The sequence below is a fragment of the Kineosphaera limosa NBRC 100340 genome (genome assembly GCF_000298215.1).
In the GTDB taxonomy this organism is placed as follows: Bacteria; Actinomycetota; Actinomycetes; order Actinomycetales; family Dermatophilaceae; genus Kineosphaera; species Kineosphaera limosa.
The window spans coordinates 1-20,544 of record NZ_BAHD01000050.1 but is presented as its reverse complement, the minus strand read 5'-3'; the positions used below and the strand labels follow the sequence as shown (position 1 = coordinate 20,544).

General features: G+C 70.0%; 16 protein-coding genes and 2 tRNA genes. 8 read left to right on the top strand and 10 right to left on the bottom strand.

Annotation, left to right across the window (positions count from 1 at the left end; genetic code table 11):
* Window positions 1-18: 18 nt before the first annotated feature.
* The 6 genes from KILIM_RS14000 to KILIM_RS13975 form a co-directional block, all read right to left on the bottom strand.
* Complete coding sequence (locus KILIM_RS14000) at window positions 19-747, bottom strand: hypothetical protein (protein ID WP_006593366.1); 729 nt, start codon at window positions 745-747, stop codon at window positions 19-21.
* A 28-nt stretch (window positions 748-775) separates the two neighbouring features.
* Complete coding sequence (gene clpX / locus KILIM_RS13995) at window positions 776-2,056, bottom strand: ATP-dependent Clp protease ATP-binding subunit ClpX (protein ID WP_006593365.1); 1,281 nt, start codon at window positions 2,054-2,056, stop codon at window positions 776-778.
* A gap of 221 nt (window positions 2,057-2,277) precedes the next feature.
* The gene (locus KILIM_RS13990; protein ID WP_006593364.1) at window positions 2,278-2,931 is read right to left on the bottom strand and encodes an ATP-dependent Clp protease proteolytic subunit; all 654 of its coding nucleotides are present in this window, start codon (window positions 2,929-2,931) and stop codon (window positions 2,278-2,280) included.
* Window positions 2,932-2,978: 47 nt separating this feature from the next.
* Entirely contained in the window at window positions 2,979-3,605 is a 627-nt protein-coding gene (locus KILIM_RS13985) for an ATP-dependent Clp protease proteolytic subunit (RefSeq protein ID WP_051988796.1), read from the bottom strand.
* Window positions 3,606-3,835: 230 nt separating this feature from the next.
* Window positions 3,836-5,287, bottom strand: coding sequence for a trigger factor (gene tig / locus KILIM_RS13980; protein WP_006593362.1), 1,452 nt, complete (start codon window positions 5,285-5,287; stop codon window positions 3,836-3,838).
* A 558-nt stretch (window positions 5,288-5,845) separates the two neighbouring features.
* Window positions 5,846-5,922: transfer RNA gene (locus KILIM_RS13975), tRNA-Pro, on the bottom strand.
* A 188-nt stretch (window positions 5,923-6,110) separates the two neighbouring features.
* On the opposite strand from KILIM_RS13975, the gene KILIM_RS13970 reads away from it, so the two are divergent.
* Window positions 6,111-6,184: transfer RNA gene (locus KILIM_RS13970), tRNA-Gly, on the top strand.
* Window positions 6,185-6,278: 94 nt separating this feature from the next.
* On the opposite strand, the gene KILIM_RS13965 is transcribed toward KILIM_RS13970, so the two are convergent.
* Window positions 6,279-6,740 carry a ribose-5-phosphate isomerase gene (locus tag KILIM_RS13965; protein WP_006593361.1) on the bottom strand — a complete coding sequence of 154 codons (462 nt, stop codon included), beginning with the start codon at window positions 6,738-6,740 and terminating at the stop codon, window positions 6,279-6,281.
* Window positions 6,741-6,782: 42 nt separating this feature from the next.
* Window positions 6,783-7,445 carry a mycothiol-dependent nitroreductase Rv2466c family protein gene (locus tag KILIM_RS13960; RefSeq protein ID WP_083876181.1) on the bottom strand — a complete coding sequence of 221 codons (663 nt, stop codon included), beginning with the start codon at window positions 7,443-7,445 and terminating at the stop codon, window positions 6,783-6,785.
* A gap of 182 nt (window positions 7,446-7,627) precedes the next feature.
* On the opposite strand from KILIM_RS13960, the gene KILIM_RS13955 reads away from it, so the two are divergent.
* From KILIM_RS13955 to KILIM_RS13945, 3 genes are all read left to right on the top strand, one after another.
* A complete protein-coding gene (locus tag KILIM_RS13955; protein WP_040563455.1) occupies window positions 7,628-8,773 on the top strand; it encodes a serine hydrolase domain-containing protein in 1,146 nt (381 codons plus the stop codon).
* Window positions 8,774-9,050: 277 nt separating this feature from the next.
* Entirely contained in the window at window positions 9,051-11,684 is a 2,634-nt protein-coding gene (gene pepN / locus KILIM_RS13950) for an aminopeptidase N (protein WP_006593358.1), read from the top strand.
* Between the two features lie 13 nt (window positions 11,685-11,697).
* The gene (locus tag KILIM_RS13945; protein ID WP_006593357.1) at window positions 11,698-13,089 is read left to right on the top strand and encodes an MFS transporter; all 1,392 of its coding nucleotides are present in this window, start codon (window positions 11,698-11,700) and stop codon (window positions 13,087-13,089) included.
* Between the two features lie 8 nt (window positions 13,090-13,097).
* On the opposite strand, the gene malQ is transcribed toward KILIM_RS13945, so the two are convergent.
* Window positions 13,098-15,260 (bottom strand): 4-alpha-glucanotransferase, encoded by a 2,163-nt coding sequence (gene malQ, locus KILIM_RS13940; protein ID WP_006593356.1) that lies wholly within the window; start codon window positions 15,258-15,260, stop codon window positions 13,098-13,100.
* Between the two features lie 82 nt (window positions 15,261-15,342).
* On the opposite strand from malQ, the gene KILIM_RS13935 reads away from it, so the two are divergent.
* From KILIM_RS13935 to KILIM_RS13920, 4 genes are all read left to right on the top strand, one after another.
* On the top strand, window positions 15,343-16,380 hold the full coding sequence (locus KILIM_RS13935; protein WP_246308503.1) for a mechanosensitive ion channel family protein: 1,038 nt from the start codon (window positions 15,343-15,345) through the stop codon (window positions 16,378-16,380).
* Window positions 16,381-16,423: 43 nt separating this feature from the next.
* Window positions 16,424-16,873 (top strand): globin, encoded by a 450-nt coding sequence (locus KILIM_RS13930; protein ID WP_006593354.1) that lies wholly within the window; start codon window positions 16,424-16,426, stop codon window positions 16,871-16,873.
* 78 nt (window positions 16,874-16,951) lie between these two features.
* Window positions 16,952-18,751: a glycoside hydrolase family 13 protein gene (locus KILIM_RS13925; protein WP_006593353.1), complete on the top strand. Its 1,800-nt coding sequence runs from the start codon at window positions 16,952-16,954 to the stop codon at window positions 18,749-18,751.
* 10 nt (window positions 18,752-18,761) lie between these two features.
* The gene (locus KILIM_RS13920; RefSeq protein ID WP_006593352.1) at window positions 18,762-20,297 is read left to right on the top strand and encodes an MFS transporter; all 1,536 of its coding nucleotides are present in this window, start codon (window positions 18,762-18,764) and stop codon (window positions 20,295-20,297) included.
* Between the two features lie 17 nt (window positions 20,298-20,314).
* Here KILIM_RS13920 and KILIM_RS13915 read toward each other — a convergent pair.
* The coding region (locus KILIM_RS13915) for a DUF8185 domain-containing protein (RefSeq protein ID WP_006593351.1) at window positions 20,315-20,544 on the bottom strand (230 nt) is incomplete at its 5' end.

Sequence of the window (20,544 nt, the reverse complement as noted above, 5' to 3'; positions counted from 1 at the left end):
TGCAGCGTCGCGGCCCGGTCAGGCGGCGTCTTCGCGGGCCAGGGCGCCGGCGGGCAACCCAGAGAGCACGCTCTGGGGCCACCAGCTCGGCAGGTCGGCGGCGCGGCCGACGCGCCGCTGCGCCTTGGGGTAGACGACGAGCCACGGGGTGTTCCAGCCGCCGGCGCTGAACGTGCCGCGCTCCAAGGCAACCAGCGGCACAGCGCGCGCGCCGCCGTCATCGGGGTCGTAGAGCGCGGGCTCGGGGTGCTGCTCGTTGACGTAGAGCAGCAACACATGGCGGGGCAGGGTCGCGTTGCCCACGTAGAGCAGCGCCGGAGCCCCGGGCTGCACCCTGTGCATCACGTGCTCCACGCCGCGGCGCAAGGTAGCGCCGCTCAGCCCCCGCAACATCCCGATCTCGTAGCTCGTGCCGGGCGCGGCAGCACCGTGTTCCAGTTCTGCCAGCGCGCCCCAGGGCGGCGTGCCGAGCGCGATGGGCCATGGCACCTGCCAGCCCAGCCCGCGCGGGCGCAGCGCGTTCGTCCGACTCAGAACCGCGCGTTCCTGCTCGGCGAAACGCTCGTTCGGGGAGCGCCCGTCGACATCCAGGCCGGGCCCGCGACGCCCCTGCGTGATCCAAGTGGTCAGGGCCGGGTCGATCATCATGCGCGCCACGGTGAGGCACGCCGCGCCGCAACTGACGCTGCTCTGCTGCTGCGGTCCCTGGTCTCCGGCAAAGAGGTGGAAGACCCCGGTCAGCCCCATGGTCGCGACCCGCCGGCGCCCACTGCGCTCAGGCGGATTCCTTGCGGTCGGTGCGCTTGCGGCGGGAGGTGGTCTCGCGGCGCACGATCGTCGGGTTGACGTTGTCGAGCACGACATCGCGGGTCACGACGACGGTGGCGATGTCGTCCTCGCTCGGCACGTCGAACATCACCGGCAGCAACACCTCCTCCATGATCGCCCGCAGCCCTCGGGCGCCCGTGCCGCGCAGCAACGCCTGCTCGGCGACGGCCTCGATCGCGTCGTCGGTGAACTCCAGGTCGACCCCGTCGATCTCGAACATCCGCTTGTACTGCTTGACCAGAGCGTTGCGCGGCTCCACAAGGATCTGCACGAGCGCGTCGCGGTCCAGCGGGGAGACCGTCGTGATAACCGGCAGTCGGCCGATGAACTCGGGGATGAGCCCGAACTTCAGCAGGTCCTCGGGCATCACGTCGCCGTAGTACTCGGCCGGCTCCTTCGGCTGGTGCAGCCGTGCCCCGAAGCCCAGGCCGGCCTGCCCGGCGCGCGCCTCGATGAGCTTCTCCAGGCCCGCGAACGCGCCCCCGACGATGAACAGCACGTTCGTCGTGTCGATCTGGATGAACTCCTGATGCGGGTGCTTGCGCCCGCCCTGCGGCGGCACCGAGGCCGTCGTGCCCTCGAGGATCTTCAGCAGCGCCTGCTGCACGCCCTCCCCGGAGACGTCACGGGTGATCGAGGGGTTCTCCGACTTGCGGGCGATCTTGTCGACCTCATCGATGTAGATGATGCCGGTCTCGGCCTTCTTGACGTCGTAGTCGGCGGCCTGGATGAGCTTGAGCAGGATGTTCTCGACATCCTCACCGACATAGCCCGCCTCGGTCAGCGCGGTGGCGTCGGCGATGGCGAAGGGCACGTTGAGCATGCGTGCCAGCGTCTGCGCCAGGTACGTCTTGCCGCACCCGGTCGGGCCGATGAGCAGGATGTTCGACTTCGCGATGTCGACCTGCTCGCTGCCCTTGCGCGGCCCCTCGCCGGCCTGGATGCGCTTGTAGTGGTTGTAGACGGCCACGGCCAGCGACCGTTTGGCCGGCTCCTGACCGATGACGTACTGCTGCAGGAAGTCGAAGATCTCGCGCGGCTTGGGCAGCTCGTCCAGGCCCAACTCGGAGGCCTCGGCCAGCTCCTCCTCGATGATCTCGTTGCACAGGTCGATGCACTCGTCGCAGATGTACACACCCGGCCCGGCGATGAGCTTCTTGACCTGCTTCTGGCTCTTTCCGCAGAAAGAGCACTTCAGCAGGTCGCCACCGTCTCCGATGCGTGCCACGTGGCGACTCCTTTCGTCTGCCCGGTGCTGGGCGTGTGCTGTTTTCGGCGGCCTGCGCTTTTGCCGCTACGGCCGACCGTTCGGCGTGACGCTACCGGTACGGCGAGGCCCGCCTTGTCATTGAACCCCGGCGCGGCAACGGTCAGACACCCCTGTCCGCTAAGGGCGGAATAGCTCAAGGGTGCCGCCACGTGCTTGCGCGCGGGCGGCACCCTTGAGGCTCAGGCCTGTCGGGAGGCCTTGCGGCTGGCCAGCACCTCGTCGATGAGGCCGTACTCCCTGGCCTGCTCGGCGGAGAGGAACTTGTCGCGTTCGATGTCCTCGTTGACCTGCTCGGGCGTGCGCCCCGAGTGGTCGGCCAGCGTCTGCTCCAGCCACGTGCGCATGCGGAAGACCTCGTTGGCCTGGATCTCGATGTCGCTGGCCTGGCCGTAGTCCGAGCCACCGAGGGCCGGCTGGTGGATGAGCACCCGCGCGTTCGGCAGCGCGTACCGCTTGCCCGGCGCGCCGGCGGCCAGCAGCACCGCGGCGGCGCTGGCGGCCTGCCCGATGACAAAGGTCTGGATGTCGGGGCGCACGAACTGCATCGTGTCGTAGATGGCCGTCATCGCCGTGAACGAGCCGCCCGGTGAGTTGATGTACAACAGGATGTCGCGGTCGGGATCCTGGCTCTCCAGCACGATGAGCTGGGCAATGATGTCGTCGGCCGAGGCGTCGTCGACCTGGCTGCCCAGGAAGATGATGCGGTCCTCGAACATCTTGGTGTACGGGTCGGTGCGCTTCATGCCGTACGAGGTCTTCTCCTCGAACTGCGGCAGGATGTAGCGGCTGGTCGGGCTCGGCGCGATGATCCGGCCCTGGGAACTGCGGCTCATGGTGGCTCCAAGGATGGCGTCGACGGGGCGGGTGAAGGTCGGCTCGGTCACTCGGTCCCGCCCTTGCCGGGGGTCTGACCCGCGCTGCTGTACACGTGGTCGACGAAGCCGTACTCCATGGCCTCCTGCGCGCTGAACCAGCGGTCGCGGTCGGAGTCCTTGGTGATCTGCTCGACGGTCTGCCCGGTGTGCTCCGCGATGAGCTCGGCCATCTGACGCTTGATGAACAGCATCTGCTCGGCCTGGATCTTGATGTCGGTGGCCGTGCCGCCGATGCCGCCGAGCGGCTGGTGCATGAGGATGCGCGCGTGCGGCGTCGCGTACCGCTTGCCTTTGCTGCCGGCCGAGAGCAGGAACTGCCCCATCGAGGCCGCCATGCCCATCGCCACGGTGGCGACGTCGCACGGGATCCAGTTCATCGTGTCGTAGATGGCCATGCCCGCGGAGATCGAGCCGCCGGGGCTGTTGATGTACAGCCAGATGTCCTTCTCGGGGTCCTCCGCTGCCAGCAGCAACATCTGGGCGCAGATCGCGTTCGCGTTGTCGTCACGCACGTCCGACCCGAGGAAGATGATCCGCTCCCGCAGCAGCCGCTGGTAGATGTGGTCGTCGAGGCCGCTCTTGGACCGCTCGTCGGCCGCGATCGGGCCGGTGGTCGCAGGGCTGTTGGTCACACTGTCTCCATTCTCGAACGTCCGCCGACCCGTGAACGGGCAGCGGGCGGGACGCACCCGGCATCCCTATCGACACTAACGCCCGGCCCCGACAGGGCACTCCCGGCTCCGGGGCTGTTCGCCGTCAGCGCACAAGCGCGTCGCGCTCCAGCGTGGTCGGCGGGAGCAGGCGGCCCCGGACACCGTGCAGGTGTCCGGGGCCGTGCCCGGGTGCTCCTGGGAGGTGCGGGCTACTTGTTGTCCGCGTCCTCGTTGTTGTCCGCGTCCTCTTGTGCTTTTGCCTCGCCGATGGCGTCGACGATTTCCTGGACCCTGGCCTCGTCGACCTCACCCTCGTCCTCGTCGTCCTCGAAGTCCTCTTCGAAGTCCTCGGCCTCGAAGTCGACGCCTTCGAGATCCTCGTCCTCTTCACCATCGGTGATGGCGTTGAGGTCGACCACGTTGCCCTCGGCGTCGGTCACCTGCACCCGCTCCAGCACGCTGGCCAGCGCCTTGCGACGCGCGACCTCGCCGGCCATGCCGGCAACCTGGTCGCCGTCGTCCATGGCCTTGGCGAAGGTCGCCGGATCCATGCCGTACTGCTGCGCGGCGTTGACCAGGTACTCGATGAGCTCCTGCTGGGTGACCTGCACCTCCTCGGCCTCGACGATCGCGTCGAGTAGCAGCTGGGTCTGCAGCGCCTTACGGGCCTCGCTGTCGACCTCCCCGCGGTGCTCCTCGTCCTCCAGGCGGTCCTCGCCAGCGAGGTGCTGGTGCACCTCGGCCTCCACGAGCGACTCCGGCACGGGGATCGACAGCGTCTCCAGCAGCTGCTCGAGCACCTTGTCGCGCGCCTGCAGGCCCTGCTCGAACCCCTTGGCCTGACGCGACCGCTCGAGAACGGCCTCTCGCAGCTCGTCCAGGGTCTCGAACTCGCTGACCTCCTGGGCGAAGTCGTCGTCCAATTCAGGCAGCTCGCGCTCCTTGACCGCGGTGAGCGTCACCGTGATCTGCGCGTCCTCGCCGACCCGGTCGCCGCCGGCCAGAGCCGCGGTGAAGGTCTTGGACTCGCCGGCGGACAGCCCGGTCAGCGCGTCGTCGAGACCCTCGATCATCGACGCCGAGCCGATCTCGTAGGAGACACCCTCGACCGCGTCGATCTCCTCGTCGTCGATCGTGCCGCGCAGGTCGATCGTCACGAAGTCGCCGTCCGCGGCGGCGCGCTCGACACCCACGAGGCTGCCGACCCGCTGGCGAAGCTCCTCGAGCTGCTCGGCAGCGAACTCGGCAACGTCGGACTCATCAACCGCGTCGACCTGAACGGAGATGCCGGCGAAGTCGGGCAGCTCGATCGGCGGGCGTACATCCAGCTCGGCGGTGAAGACCAGCTGGTCGGTGTCGTTGACGGGCACCTCGGTGATGTCGACCTCGGGCTGGCTCAGCGGCTTCAGCTCGTTCTCGATCAGAGCCTGACCGTAGAAGTCGGGCAGCGCCTGATTGACGGCCTCCTGCAGCACGGCCCCGCGACCGACCCGCTGCTCGATGATGCGGCTGGGCACCTTGCCGCGACGGAAGCCCGGCACATTGATCTGAGATCCGATCGCCTTCAGCGCCGCGTCGACGCTCGGCTTGAGCTCCTCGGAGGGGACCTCGACGGTCATCTTGACCCGGGTAGGAGACAGGGTCTCGACGGCACTCTTCACTTCTGGCACTCCAGCATGGGATCGGGGGTAGGTGGTGGGGTGAGTCCGCGGGTGCGCGGACTCGACAAACCTTCGACTCATGGTAACGGTTCGGGCAACGCCGCCCGTGTCGCCCCGGCGAGGACCCGGCGAGGACCCGGCGGTGACCCGGCGGTGACCCGGCGATGACCCGGCTCCCCGCCGGCCGCACAGCCGACTCCTCAGCGACTCCAAGGGACGATCCAGGGGCGTTTCAGGCTCGTTTGGTCTCGATGAGGTCACGGGATGCTCAAGGAACAGTCAATTCCGTAACGGATCGCCGTAGCTGGCGATGTGGGTAGTGTCGACGCGTTGCTGAGGGGCTTGCGTCGACCCCCGAAATCACCGGGTGGGAGGAAAGCGAGACTCCGATCGTGTCCGAGGGGACTGGACACGGACCAGGACGTCCGCAGGTCAAGGCGCCGGGACAGCGCCGAGATCGCAGGAAGGGGCTCACGGCCTAAGCCGTGAGCCCCTTCTCCTGTCTCCGGGCACCTCGGCTCTCTTTAGAACCTGGGCACAGACTCCGGTGACCGGCGATGGTCGGGCTGACAGGATTTGAACCTGCGACATCGTGCTCCCAAAGCACGCGCGCTACCAAGCTGCGCCACAGCCCGTGACGTGATTCGCGAGGACCAGCGTAACCCGAGCCGGCCGGAGGCCTCGCGCACGCCGCCTGGACCTCGCCAGGGGGTGGCAGGCCGTGAGTTAGACTGGCCGAGGCCCGATCCCCTGACCGCCGTAGCGCCAGGGCGGGTCGTTTGTCCGGCCGGGCGCAACGGTTGCTACGGTCAGGCCAGACACTGCGGGTGTAGCTCAATGGTAGAGCCCCAGTCTTCCAAACTGGCTACGCGAGTTCGATTCTCGTCACCCGCTCCACCACGAAGGCCGGGCCCGACCAGGGCCCGGCCTTCGTTTGTTGCCGCGGGTCGTTCTGCGCGTGGTGCGCCTCCGACTCGGGGCTTTGCGCCTACTACTGGGGCAGCTGCCCGGTGCGCTCGAACGCCGCGAGCAGCGCCAAGCGGCGTTCGTGCCGCGGGTCCCCGGAGAACGGGGTGGCCAGGAAGGTCTCGACGATGGCCTTCGCGTCGCTCTCGCTGGTCATGCGAGCCCCGATGGCCACCACCTGCGCGTTGTTGTGCTGGCGGCCGAGCTGCGCGGTCTGCGGGCTGTAGGCCAGCACGGCGCGCACGCCGGCCACCTTGTTGGCGGCGATCTGCTCACCGTTACCACTGCCGCCGAGCACGATGCCCAGCGATTCTGGCTCCGCGGCGACCGCCTGCGCGGCCGGGACGACGAACCGGGGGTAGTCGTCGTCCGCGTCGTATTCGAAGGGCCCGTGGTCCACGGGCTCGTGGCCCAGGCTCTCGACGTGGGCGATGAGAGCGTTCTTCAGTTCGTAGGCCGCGTGGTCGGCGCCGAGGTGCACGCGCATGGGGGTTCGAGTCTCCTGGAGTAGTCGGTGGGAGTGAGTCGGTCAGTCGAAGATCGGGTCGACGTTGCGGCTGCGCTTGAGCTCGAAAAAGCCCGGGGTGCCGGCGACGAGCACGCAGCCGTCCCAGAGCTTGCCGGCGGCCTCGCCCTTGGGGGCAGGCGAGATGACGGGCCCGAAGAAAGCCACATCGCCGATGGCGATGACGGGGGTGCCCACGTCGTCGCCGACCAGGCCGATGCCCTCGGCGTGACTGGCGCGCAGCGCCTCATCGACGGAATCGGAATCGGCGGCGAAGGCCAGCTCAGCGGGCAACCCGACCTCCGCGAGCGCCTCGGCGATGACCTGGGCGCGCTGCTGGCTGTCCCGAAGCGCCATCCCGCCCGGATGTACGCGGGTGCCGATCGCGTCGTAGAGCTTCTTGACGACCTCTTCGCCGTGTTCGGCCTTGGCGGCCATGATGACGCGCACCGGGCCCCAGGCCGCATCCATGAGCGCCCGATAGTCCGGCGCCAGGTCGCGGCCTTCGTTGAGCACCGCCAGGCTCATCACGTGCCATTCGACGTGGATGTCGCGCACGCGCTCGACCTCCATCAGCCAGCGGGATGTCATCCATGCCCACGGGCAGGCAGGGTCGAACCACATCCGCACCCGCTGCCCACCGGAAGCATCACTCGTCTGGGGGGTCGACTCGTTCGTCTCGGTCATGGCGTCATCGTTGCAGGCTTCGCCCGCCGAGCGCAGGTAGGGGCCCACCGAGCGAGGCCGGACGACCGAGGTCGACGAGCGTCGTCTGCGCCTACGCCGGTCGTTGTCGGTGGTGCCTGCAAGGCTGGCCTTCGACCGGTGCAAGAGCCGGCGATCGATGGGAGCGATCGATGGGAGCGGGGATGAACGACAAGGTGCACGAACTGGTGCGGCGGCACGTCGAGGCGGGCACGCTGCCGGGCGCTGTGACCCTCGTGGCCAGGCCCGGGCGCGACGACGGTGCCACGGGGGACGAACTCGCGCAGGCGGTTGGCGTGCTGTCCTTCGAGGGGCGGCCGATGCGCCCCGATGCAATCATGCGCATCCAGTCGATGACCAAGGCGATCACCACCGTTGCGACGCTGCTGCACGTCCAGGCCGGACGGGTGGGTCTGGACGATCCGGTGCAACGCTGGCTGCCCGAAATGGCCGATCGGGTGGTGCTGCGGGAGCCCGACTCCGACCTGGACGACACGGTGCCCGCGATCCGGCCGGTCACCGTGCGCGATCTGCTGACCAACGCCTCCGGCTACGGGATACAGACCGGCCAGACGCCGCTGGCGACGGCAATGCGCGCGGTGGGCGTCGAGGCGAGCGCCGAGCCACCGGGGATGGCGAGCGACGCGTGGCTGAACGCGCTCGCCACGCTTCCGCTGACCCACCAGCCCGGAGCGGGGTTCCGCTACCACCACTCGTTCTCCATCCTGGGCATCCTGCTGTCCCGGGTCGCCGGCACGGGCCTGGACGAGCATCTGCGGCGGTCGATCTTCGACCCCCTCGAGATGCGCGACACCGGCCTGTGGGTGCCCACCGATCGGTTGGATCGGCTGTCGGCGGCCTACCGGTTCGAGGACGACGCGCTGGTCGAGACCGAACCGGCCGGCGGCGGCTTCTACGCCGGGCCACCGCCCTTCGACGTCGCCCATGGCGAGCTCGTCTCCACTGCGGCCGACCTGTGCCGCTTCCTGCGTCTCTTGACTGACGGTGGCCGCGTTGCCGGCCGGCGGCTTCTCGAGGCCGACCTCGTGGCGCAGATGATCCGCGACCAGGTGCCGGCGCAGGCCAAGACGCCGGACAGTTTCTTCCCCGGCTTCTGGGACGGCACCGGCTGGGGCTACGGGGGGTCGATTCAGCTGGATGGTCCGCACAAGGGACGGTTCGGTTGGGCCGGCGGTCAGGGCACGGACTTCCTTCTCGATCCCGACGGGACGATCGCGATCCTGCTGACCCAGGTCGAGCTCGGGGAGCGGATGTGGCCCGTCCTGGAGGAGTTCCAGGCGGCCGTCTGAGACGCCGCGACCGTCCGCCGCCGCGCCGCGCCGCGCCGTGTCGTGGTGCGTTGCCGTGGTGCCGTGTCGTGGTGCGGTCTCGTGGTGCGGGGGCGCAGCGGTCGGTTGGGCCGGGGGCCCTTTCGGCGCGGACGACGGATGGTTGTCGGTGGCCCGTGCGATCATGCGGCTGCACGGGTCGCTTGGCCTGGTGTGCCTCAACGGTGGGCCGCGAGCGCGCCGAGGACGCCGGTTACGCACCTGTTCGACCAGCACCGATGAGATAGGGAGTTCGCACGTGTCTACCGAGAACCTGACCCGCGAGGAGGCCCGCGCGCGGGCCGAACTGCTCGACGTCGCCTCCTACGACGTCACGGTCGACGTCACGCGCAGCGCCACGACGTTTCCCACGCGCAGCCGCATTCGGTTCACGTGCGCGCAGCCGGGGGCGCAGACCTTCGTGGACTTCCTGGGTGCCTCGGTCGAGGCGATCACGTTGAACGGGCAGTCGTTGGACCCCGCGCAGCACTACGACGGAGCCCGGGTGCATCTGCCTCGGCTGGCGGCCGAGAACGAGGTCGTCATCGAGGCGACCGGTCGATTCATGAACACCGGCGAGGGCCTGCACCAGTTCGTCGACCCGGTCGACGACGAGGTCTACCTGTACACGCAGTTCGAGGTTGCCGACTCGCGCCGCATGTTCCCGGTCTTCGAGCAGCCCGACCTCAAGGCGTCCTTCGCGTTCACGGTCACGGCCCCGGCTCGCTGGCAGGTCATCTCCTGCCAGCCGACCCCGACCCCGGAGCCGGCGGGAGAGGCGGTCGTGCCGGTGCACCCGCCCACGCAGGACGGCGCCGACGACTCGGCGCAGCGTGCTCCCGAGCCGATCGCCACCTGGCGCTTCTCCCCCACCCCGGTGCTCTCCAGCTACGTCACGGCGCTCGTCGCCGGCGCGTACGAGGTGGTCCGCGACGAGGTGAGCACTCGCGACGGCAAGGTCGTGCCGCTGGGCCTGTTCTGCCGGGCCTCCCTGCGCCAGTACCTGGACCACGACGAGCTGTTCGACATCACCAAGCGCGGCTTCGCGTTCTTCGAGACCGAGTTCGATCTGCCGTATCCGTTCGAGAAGTACGACCAGATCTTCACGCCCGAATACAACATGGGCGCGATGGAGAACGTCGGGGCGGTGACGTTCAACGAGATGTACGTCTTCCGCGCCAAGGAGACGCAGACGCGCATCGAGCGCCGCGCCCTGACCGTGCTGCACGAGCTGGCGCACATGTGGTTCGGCAACCTCGTGACGATGGTGTGGTGGGACGACCTGTGGCTCAACGAGTCGTTCGCCGAGTGGGCCAGCACCACGGCGCAGGCCGAGGCGACCCGCTGGACCGACGCCTGGACGACGTTCGCCACCGCCGAGAAGGCCTGGGCCTACCGGCAGGACCAGCTCTCGTCCACGCACCCGATCCTCGCGCCGATCCGCGACCTCGACGATGTCGCCGTCAACTTCGACGGCATCACGTACGCCAAGGGCGCCTCGGTGCTCAAGCAACTTGTCGCCTACGTAGGGCGCGACGCCTTCCGCGAGGGGCTGCGCGCCTACTTCCGCAAGCACGCGTGGGGCAACACGACGATCGGTGATCTGCTGACCGAGCTGACCGCCGCTTCCGGCCGCGACCTGAGCACCTGGTCGAGTGCGTGGCTGGAGACCGCCGGCGTGAACACGCTGTCTGCCGCCGTCACCACAGACGACGAAGGCGTCATCACCGACGCGAGCGTGGTGCAGACCGCCGCTGCGAGCCACCCGACACTGCGGCCGCACCGGCTCGCGATCGGCCTCTACAACGTGCGCGGCGACCGCCTGGAGCGCACGCAGCACTTCGAGATCGACGTCGACGGCCCCAGCACCCCCGTGCCGCAACTCGCCGGGGTACCCATGCCCGACCTGCTCCTGATCAACGACGACGACCTGGCCTACGCCAAGATTCGGCTCGACGAAGGCTCGCTGCGCACCGTCCAAGCCTTGCCGGACGGCTTCGCTGAATCGCTGCCTCGGGCCCTCGTGCTGGGCGCCATGTGGGACATGACCCGCGATGCGCAGCTGCCGGCGTCGCGGTTCGTCCCTTACGTGCTCGACACGCTCGCGCACGAGAGCGATTCCACCCTGCTGCGGGTGCTGCTCTCCCAGGTCGAGTCCACGGTGAAGTTCTACAGCGATCCCGCCACTCGCCCGCAGGCCGTCGAACGCACCGCGGCGCGGCTGCGCGGGCTGGCGCTGGACGCCGCCCCCGGCAGCGACGCGCAGCTGCAGCTCGTCACGGCCTTCGCCAAATGGGCGCAGGCACCGGCCGACCTCGACCTCGTCGCGGAACTGCTCGCGGGCACCCGGGAGCTGCCCGGGCTGGCCGTCGACACCGAGATGCGTTGGACGCTGCTGACCTCACTGGCCGCGGGCGGTCGCGCCGACGCCGACGCCATCGAGGCGGAGCGCCAGCGTGACGACACGGCGACCGGCCGCGAGCGCGCCGCCCGGGGGCTGGCGAGCCGCCCGACAGCCGCCGCGAAGGAGGAGGCGTGGGAGTCGGCCGTGGTGCGTTCAGGCCTGGCCAACCAGACGGTCGACGCGATCGCCCAGGGCTTCGGCCTCGTCCACGACGCGCAGCTGCTGGCGCCCTACGTGAGTCGATACCACGAGGCGTTGACCGGAGTCTGGTCGCAGCGCACGCACGCCATCGCCGAGAGCATCGTCGAGGGCTTCTACCCGCTGGCGTTGGCCGACCAGGCACTGCTCGACGCCTCGCAGCGCTGGCTCGACGCCCACCCCGACGAGCCGCAGGGGTTGCGCCGCCTCGTTGCCGAGAACCGCGACGCCGTCACCAGGGCGCTGGCAGCCCAGGCCGCGGACAGCGCCGCGTCGGCGCCGCAGGGCTGAGCGGGCCGCCGCGATGAGCCAGCCTCCGGAGGCGACCGGCAGCGGGCCGCACGAGCGCGGCTCGACGGGCGGCATCGAGCGCGCCGAGCGCCGCATCCTGACCACACCGGTCGTCGCGTGGGCCGCCTACGACGTCGGGTCGGCGGCCTTCAACGCGGTCATCACGACCTTCGTCTTCACGGTCTACCTGACGAGCTCAGCATTCGGTCCCGCCGATCAAACGAGTTCGGCGTTGGGGCAGGGGCTCGCGGTTGCCGGGCTGGTGATCGCGTTGCTGGCACCGGTCACCGGGCAGCGGGCCGACCGGGCGGGTCGGCGCACGTTCTGGCTCGGCGTCAACACGGCGCTCGTGGTGCTGTGCTCGGCCGGGCTGTTTTTCGTGCGGCCCGACCCGGCCTTCCTTTGGCTGGGGGTGGCGCTCGTCGCGTTGGGCAACATCTTCGAGGAGTTCGCCGGGGTGCAGTACAACGCGATGCTGCCCGCCATCTCCACGCCTCGCACGATCGGGCGGGTCTCCGGGCTGGGCTGGGGCGTCGGCTACCTGGGCGGCATCGTGTTGCTGGGCATGATCGTCGTCGGCTTCATCAACCCCGAGGTCGGCTGGTTCGGGGTGACCTCGCACGACGGTGAGAACATCCGGGTGGCCATGCTGCTGGCCGCAGCGTGGACGTTGGTGTTCTCGATCCCGGTGCTGCTCGTGGTGCGCGACGCCAAGCTGCCGCACCGCGCGCCGGCGAAAAAGCTGGGGCTGCTCGCCTCCTACAAGGCGTTGTTCGGCACCATCGCCAGCCTGTGGCGCTCGGACCGGCACACCCTGTACTTCCTGCTCGCCTCGGCGGTCTTCCGCGACGGGTTGGCCGGTGTGTTCACGTTCGGCGGGATCATCGCGGCCGGCACCTTCGGCTTCGACCCGGGTCTGGTCATCGTCTTCGGGATCGTCGCCAACGTCGTGGCGGGCATCGCGACGATCAGCATCGGGGCGTTGGACGACCGGCTCGGGGCCAAGCGCGTCATGGTGTTCTGCCTCGTCGCCATGTGCCTGGCCGGGCTCGGCATCTTCCTGTTCCACGACCAGGGACCGATGGTGTTCTGGGTCCTCGGCCTCATCCTGTGCATCTTCGTGGGGCCCGTGCAGTCGGCCTCCCGCACCTTCCTGGCGCGCCTGATCCCACCGGGCCGCGAGGGCGAGGTCTTCGGCCTCTACGCGACCACGGGCCGCGCGGTGAGCTTCCTGGCACCGCTGCTCTTCGCCGCGGCCATCGAGATCGGCCGCCGGGTCGTCGAGCCCGGGCAGGACGCCCAGTACTGGGGGATCCTGGGCATCATCTTCGTGCTGTTCATCGGCCTCATGCTGTTGCTACCCGTGCACCCACGCCAGCAATCGCTTGCTGCCGAAGAGAGCTGAGCCGCACCTCAGGGCCGGCGGCCCCGGTGCACGCCGCGAGTCAGGCGACGGGCCCAGCGCGAGGCCATCAGCTCCTCCAGCAGCATCGGCTTGCGGTCCGGCCCGGCCAGCGGCAGCAGCCAGTTGGGGTACTCGGTCGAGGTGCCCGGTTGGTTCATCGTGCGACGATCCCCCACGAGATCGGGCACGGAGACGCCCAGCAGCAGCGCCGGGGAGAACGACAGGTACTTGTGCAGCCCCTCGATGATCTCCTCCAGCTGGCTGGCCGACGGATCGATCGCGAGCGTCGACAGCTCGGCCTGCTCCTCCAGCAGCCCTCGATCACGCAACGCCACGAGCATCTGTTCGCGCCCCGCGATGTCCTCCGCGAGCTCCTCGACCATCGGTCGAGTGAAGAGGCCCAGCTCGTCGCGAACTCGAATGTGCTCGCCGGTCAGGTACCCGGCCGTGGGCGGCAGGTCATGCGTCGTCACGGACGCCAGGCACAGCCGACGGTACTGCTCCGGGCTGCGAGGCCAGCCGTCGTCGTTCCGCTCGAACCACAGGATCGACGTGCCGAGCACACCGCGCTCCACGAGGAAGTCGCGCACCCACGGCTCGACGGTGCCCAAGTCCTCACCCACGATCACCGCGCCGGCCCGGTGCGCCTCGAGGGTGAGGATGCCGATGAGCGCCTCGTGATCGTAACGCACATAGGTGCCTTCGGTGGGCTCTTGACCCTCCGGGATCCACCAGAGTCGGAACAGGCCGATGATGTGGTCGACCCGGAGCCCGCCCGAGTGGCGCAGCGCCGCCCGGATCATGTCCCGGAACGGCCGATAGCCCAGTTCGGCGAGCCGGTCCGGTCGCCACGGCGGCTGGCTCCAGTCCTGGCCGCGCTGGTTGTAGGGGTCCGGCGGGGCGCCGACGGTGACCTGCCCGGCCAGTGCGTCGCGCAGACCCCAGGCGTCGGAGCCGTCGGGGTGCACCCCGACGGCGAGGTCCTGCATGATGCCCAACGTCATTCCCGCATCCAGCGCCTCGCGCTGCACCGCGGCCAACTGCTGGTCCACGATCCACTGGCACCACATGACGAAGCCGATCTCGTGCAGATGCTCCATCCGGACCTGTTCGACGGCCGCCGATCGGGAGTCCTGCAGTTCGGCCGGCCACGGCTCATCGTTCAGTTCGTGCAGCACGCACCAGGTGGCGTAGTCCACCAGCGCCTCCCCCTCGGCCTCCATGAAGGCCTCGAACGAGCGTTGCCGGCGGGACGAGCGCGGGTGCGCGTAGACCAGGCGAAGGGCCGCCTTCTTGGCCTCCCAGCACGCATCCCGGTCGATGCGCTCGGAGGTGTTGCGCGCGCGCGCCGGCACGGCGATCGCCTCGATCTGCGCGCGCACCGTCGCGTCGAGGTAGGCCACCTCGGGGATGTCTTCGACGCGGATGTACAGCGGGTTGACGAAGCGCCGGGAGGTCGGCAGGTACGGCGAGGCCTCCATCGGGCCGGAGAACTCCGCGGCGTGCACCGGGTTGATGAGGGTGAAGTCGGCGCCCAGGTCACGGGCCGACCAGACCGCCATGTCGGCCAGGTCGCAGAAGTCGCCGACGCCCCAGGAGTTGGCCGACCGCACGGAGTACAGCTGTGACATCAGGCCCCACGCGCCGTCGCTGTCGACACCGGGCGGTGGGGTCAACGAGTGGGGAACGACGACGAACGTGCCCGACGCCGCCTCCTGCTCGCCGTCGATGAGCGCGTGCAGCGTGTGCCAGCCCAACGGCAGGTCCGCGGGCAGGTTGAACGTGGCCACCCCGATGAGCTGACCGTCGATCCACCGCGGGTCGACCCAGACCATGGCCTGCTCGAGGACCAGCCGACCGCCGGATTCGGGTTGCACCCACGCCTCGAGTTGCGCGCCGTCTGGCACATGGACCCGCACAGTGCCCCAGGTGCCCTGCCGGTGCAAAGTCATCGGCGGCACCCGCCTGCGCCAGGGCCGCTCATGCGCGGCCCACAGCGATTGGGAGGCTGCCTGATCGTCGGCGGCCTCGACGCCGAGCGCGCCCAGAACAGCCCGGATGGTCGTGGCCGAAACGAGGATGTGGTGCCCCTGCCAATCCCAGTACTCGGTGGCCACGCCGTAGACGTGAGCCAGTTCAGCGAGGGCGGCGGAAGGCGCTTCGTTGGTCACTGGGTCCCTTTCCATGGGTCTGGTGGCCCGATGATCCTATGCCGCCACCGATCGTGGGGGTGGCCGGGTGAGAATGGCCCGCATGAGGTTGCCGATGACGCAGGCCACACCCGACCCTGTCGTGGAGTCCGTGTCGGGTCTGTCGTGGGAACGGGTGGGCGATTGGCTGCTGGATGCCCCCCTGAAGATCCTGCTCATCATCGTCGTCGCGGTGATCGCCCGCTGGCTGGCGCACCGGTTCATCGCCGGGCTGGTGCGGGCGCTCGTGGCCCGCCGCCAGGCGACGACGGAGTCGGGCTCGATCGTGGTCGTCGACCCGGTGCCCACCGCGCAGCTACCCGTCATGCGGCGGCAGGCCCGCAAAGCGGCGCGAGCGCTGACCCAGTCCGGCCTCGTCGACACCGACCGCCAGCGACAGCGCGTCGAGACCCTCGGCTCCGTGCTGCGCTCCATCACCTCCGTGGTCATCTGGTCGATCGCGGTGCTGATGATCGGCGCCGAACTTGGCCTCAACATGACGCCGATCCTCGCGTCGGCCGGTGTCGGTGGCGTGGCTCTGGGTTTCGGCGCGCAGAGCCTGGTCAAGGACTTTCTGTCGGGGATGTTCATGATTCTGGAGGACCAGTACGGCGTCGGCGACATCGTCGACACCGGCGACGTGGTCGGCACCGTCGAAGAGGTCACTTTGCGGGTGACGCGGGTGCGCGACATGCAGGGTGTCGTCTGGTACATCCGCAACGGCGAGATCGTGCGCATCGCCAACAGGTCGCAGGGCTGGCAGACGGGATCGGTCGAGGTGCAGGTCGCCTCCGACGAAGACCCGGAGCGGGCTATCAAGGTGATCCGCGAGTCCCTGCAGGGGATGGAGGAGGAGAAGCCCTGGTCGCGGGTCATCCTGGAACCGCCGCGGGTCGCCGGTGTGGAGTCGATCACTGGCGGCACGATGACCATCTCCGTGTTCGTCAAGTGCCTGCCCAACGAGCATTGGGCGGTGCAGCGTGAGATCCGCGAGCGAACCAAGATCGCGCTGGCCAAGGCCGGTATCCGCGGGCCGATCCTCATGCCCGGCGGCTTCCCGATGGGGGCCGCGGATCCGACCAAGCCTGCCAACCCGACGTAGCCCGGTGCGGCGGTCTGGGCGCCGACCCTGGGAGGATGGGCGTGTGAGCGAGCAGCCGACGACGTACTACGAGGCCATGGGTGGGCACGCCTTTTTCGACGCGCTCGTCGCGCACTTCTACCAGGGTGTCGCCGGCGACGCACAGCTGCGGGCGCTGTATCCGGAGGAGGATCTGGCGCCGGCGCAGGAGCGTCTGCTGCTCTTCCTCGAGCAGTACTGGGGCGGGCCGACGACCTACTCGGACGAGCGGGGCCACCCGCGGCTGCGCATGCGGCACGTCCCCTACGCCGTGACCCCCACGATGCGCGACAAGTGGCTCGAACACATGCTCGGCGGGCTGGATGTCGTGGGTCCCCAGTTCGACCTGCACCCGCAACTCGACGCGGCGCTGCGCGACTACCTGACCCGCGCCGCGGACTCCATGGTCAACTCCCTGGAGGGCCAGCCCGCGCCGATCCACCGGATGGCGACTCCTCCCCCTTCCGCGATGTGAGCCACCTCGCAGTCCGGCATGTGGAAACTACCCGAATCGATTCGATTGCGGGTTGCTGAGCCAGCAGACTGGTGACTCGTGACGTCTTCTTCGACCCGGACAGCCCAGACCACCCTCCGCAGCGACGACTCTGCCCAGGCACAGCGTGAGGGGGTGCTCCTGCACGCGCCGGACGGCCCGGACGCCGCCTGGTGGCGGCACGCGGTCATCTACCAGATCTACCCGCGCAGCTGGGCCGACTCCAACGGCGACGGCATCGGCGACCTGCCGGGCATCACCTCCCGGCTGCCCTACCTGCGCGACCTGGGCGTCGACGCGGTGTGGCTCTCGCCGTTCTACCGCTCGCCGATGGCCGACGCGGGCTACGACGTGGCGGATTACCGCGCCATCGACCCGATCTTCGGCACCTTGGGCGACGCGGACGCGCTGCTGGCCCGCGCCAAGGAGCTGGGCCTGCGCGTGATCGTGGACCTCGTGCCAAACCACTCCTCCGACGAGCACGCCTGGTTCCAGGCGGCGCTGGCCGCCGGCCCGGGCAGCGCCGAGCGGGAGCGCTACATGTTCCGCGAGGGCAGCGGCCCGACCGGTGATGAGCCGCCGAACAACTGGCGCTCGATCTTCCACGGCACCGCCTGGACCCAGGTGGAGCGCGGCGACGCCGCGACCGGCGCCAAGGGCCAGTGGTACCTGCACCTGTTCGACTCCAAGCAGCCCGACTTCAACTGGCAGAACCCGCAGGTCCGCGAGGAGTTCCACGACATCCTGCGGTTCTGGCTCGACCGCGGCGTCGACGGCTTCCGCGTCGACGTCGCCCACGGCCTCGTCAAGAAGGACGGCCTGCCGCCGTGGGAGGCCGAGACGGTCATGATCGACGACCACCAGGGCGAGGGCGAACTGCACCAGAGCCAGCCGACGAACGCGGCGCCGATGTGGGATCAGGACGGCGTGCACGAGATCTACCGCGGGTGGCGCCAGGTGCTCGAGGAGGCCAACCTCGGCGGCGACCCGGCGGGCGACAAGATCCTGTGCGCCGAGGCGTGGGTCGAGCCGATCGAGCGACTCACCGACTACACCCGCTCCGACGAGATGCACCAGGCGTTCAACTTTCCGTTCCTCGTCAGCCCCTGGAAGGCCCCAGAACTGCGTGCGGTCATCGTGGAGTCGCTGCGCGCGGCCGACACCGTGGGCGCCCCGACCACCTGGGTGATGTCGAACCACGACGTCGTGCGCCACGCCTCCCGACTGGGGCTGCCGATCGGGCTGCCGCGCCCGAACGGCATCGGCCCCAACGACCCCCAGCCCGACGCGGTCGCCGGGCTGCGTCGGGCCCGCGCCGTGACGACCCTCATGCTCGGCCTGCCCGGCTCGGCCTACCTGTACCAGGGTGAGGAGCTCGGGCTGCCGGAGTCGAGCGAGGTGCCCGACGAGGCCCGCCAGGACCCGGCCTGGTTCCGCTCGGACAAGACCGAACTGGGCCGCGACGGCTGCCGCATCCCGATGGCCTGGGAGGCGGACGCGCCGGCGCTGGGGTTCAACGACACCGGCGAACTGTGGTTGCCGCAACCGGCCGCCTACCGCGAGCTGGCCGTCGACCAGCAGATCGGCGTGCCCGGCTCCACTCTGGAGCTGTACCGCACGCTGCTGGCCGGACGCCGCGAGCACGACCTGGGCACCGGCGGTCTGCGCGCGCTGCCCGGCGACGACGACCAGGTCGTCGCGTTCGTCAACGAGGCCCACGACGGCGCCCGGGTGGCCCTGCTGCTCAACCTCGGCGCCACGTCGGTGGCGCTGCCCGCCGGTCGGCTCCTCGTGGCCAGCGACGAGCTGGACGACGGACGCCTGCCGACCGACACCGCCGCCTGGGTGCTGCTTGACTGACCCCGTGACCATGCCCGACTCCGGCGCCGGACCCGGCCCGCGCTCCCGCGCGGCCGATCCGGCGCCGGCGCCGTTCGCACCCGAATTTCGGGCGCTGACCACAGCCCTGCTCGCGCTCATCACGATCGTCGCCTTTCAAGAGATGGCGATCTCGACCGTCATGCCGACGATCGCCGCCGATCTGCAGGCGGCGGGCGGCTACGCGCTGGCGTTCAGCGTGATGTTCACGGCGCAGTTGCTGGCGATCGTGTTGGCGCGGGCGTGGATCGAGACGCGCGGCCCACTCAGCGCGATGCGGCTCGGCCAGGTGTTCGTCGTGCTCGGCGGACTGCTGGCCGGGCTGGCGCCGAACCTGCCCGTGTTTCTGGCCGGGCGCGTCTGCACGGGGCTGGGCGGCGGATTCGTCATCGTCGCGATCTACGTGACGGTCGGCGCGGTCTACCCGGTGCGGCTGCGGCCCAAGATCTTCGCGTGGATCTCCGCCGCCTGGGTGCTGCCCTCGATCCTCGGCCCGTTGGTTGCGGCCGGATTGGCGGCCCTGTGGTCGTGGCGGCTGGTGTTCCTGCTCGTCGTCCCCGCCGTCGGGTGGATCCTCATCGCGCTGAGCCGGGTCGGGCACCTGACCACCGCTGCCGAGAACCCCGTCGCGCCGGATCAGGGCACGTTGAGCGAGCGTGCCGACCCGACCGCGCAGGCCTCGCAGGCCTCGGATGCAGCCGCCGGTGCCGCCTCGACGTCGCCGCCCGCTGGTCGCCGGGCGGGTTCAGCGGGGTCGGCGGGTTCAGCGCGTTCGGCGGCTCGGCGAGCGGTCGTCATCGCGGTGCTGGTGGCCGCGGGGGCGGGGCTGTTCCAGTGGGCGGGCACGCGGCTCGTGCCGCCGCAGCCGCTGCCGGTGGCGGGGCTGCTGATCGGTCTGGCGCTGCTGGGGGCGACGCTGCCCAGACTGCTGCCGCCGGGAGCCCTGGCCTTGCGCCGCGGGCTGCCCTCGGTCATCGTGGCCCGCGGCCTGTTCACCGGCGCCTTCAACGGATCGGTGGCCTTCGTGCCGCTGTACCTGGTCTCCCAACGCGACCTCAGTCAGGCGAGCGCCGGGCTGATCCTGGCGCTGGCGTCGATCGGTTGGAGCCTCGGCGCGTATCTACAGGGCCGCGAGCGGCTCGCCGATTCCGGCCCGGCACTGGTCGTGGTGGGAGCCTTGTGCGTCACCGGCGGCGTCGGCTCCTTCGCGTTGCTCGCGCTGACGGGCGCGCCCACCCTGCTTGCGGTGCCTGCCGGCGCCCTGCTCGGCATCGGGATGGGCCTGGGCACGACTGCGCAGTCGGTGCTCATGCTGGCCCTGGCTCCCCGCGCCCAGCACCCCGCCGCATCCTCAGCCCTCATGCTCTCGGACACCCTCGGTGCCGCCCTGGGCATCAGCGTCACCGGCACCGTCTACGCCTCCCTGGCCAGCAGCCCCGGCGACGTGCTCTTCCCCGCCGTCTGGGCGACCTCCGTGGCCATCGGCATCGTCGCACTCCTGGCCGCCCGCCGCGTCATCGCGCGCTGACCGCCGGTGGCCGGCGGTCAGCGGGCGATGACGTGGCCAGCCGGGGTGGACAGGCGCCACCACGGGGAGGCCCGGTACAGGGTGGGCGGTGCGGGTGCGCCGGCCGGCGTCCCGGAGGAGGAGGTGTCGGAGGGTCCCGTCAGCAAGCCCAGGGCGTGGGCGCCGAAGGCGAGGCCGGCGGGACCGCCGGCGAGGTCGGGGGCTGGGCGCGTCCAGACGCGGCGGCGCAGTTCGTCGACGGCCAGAG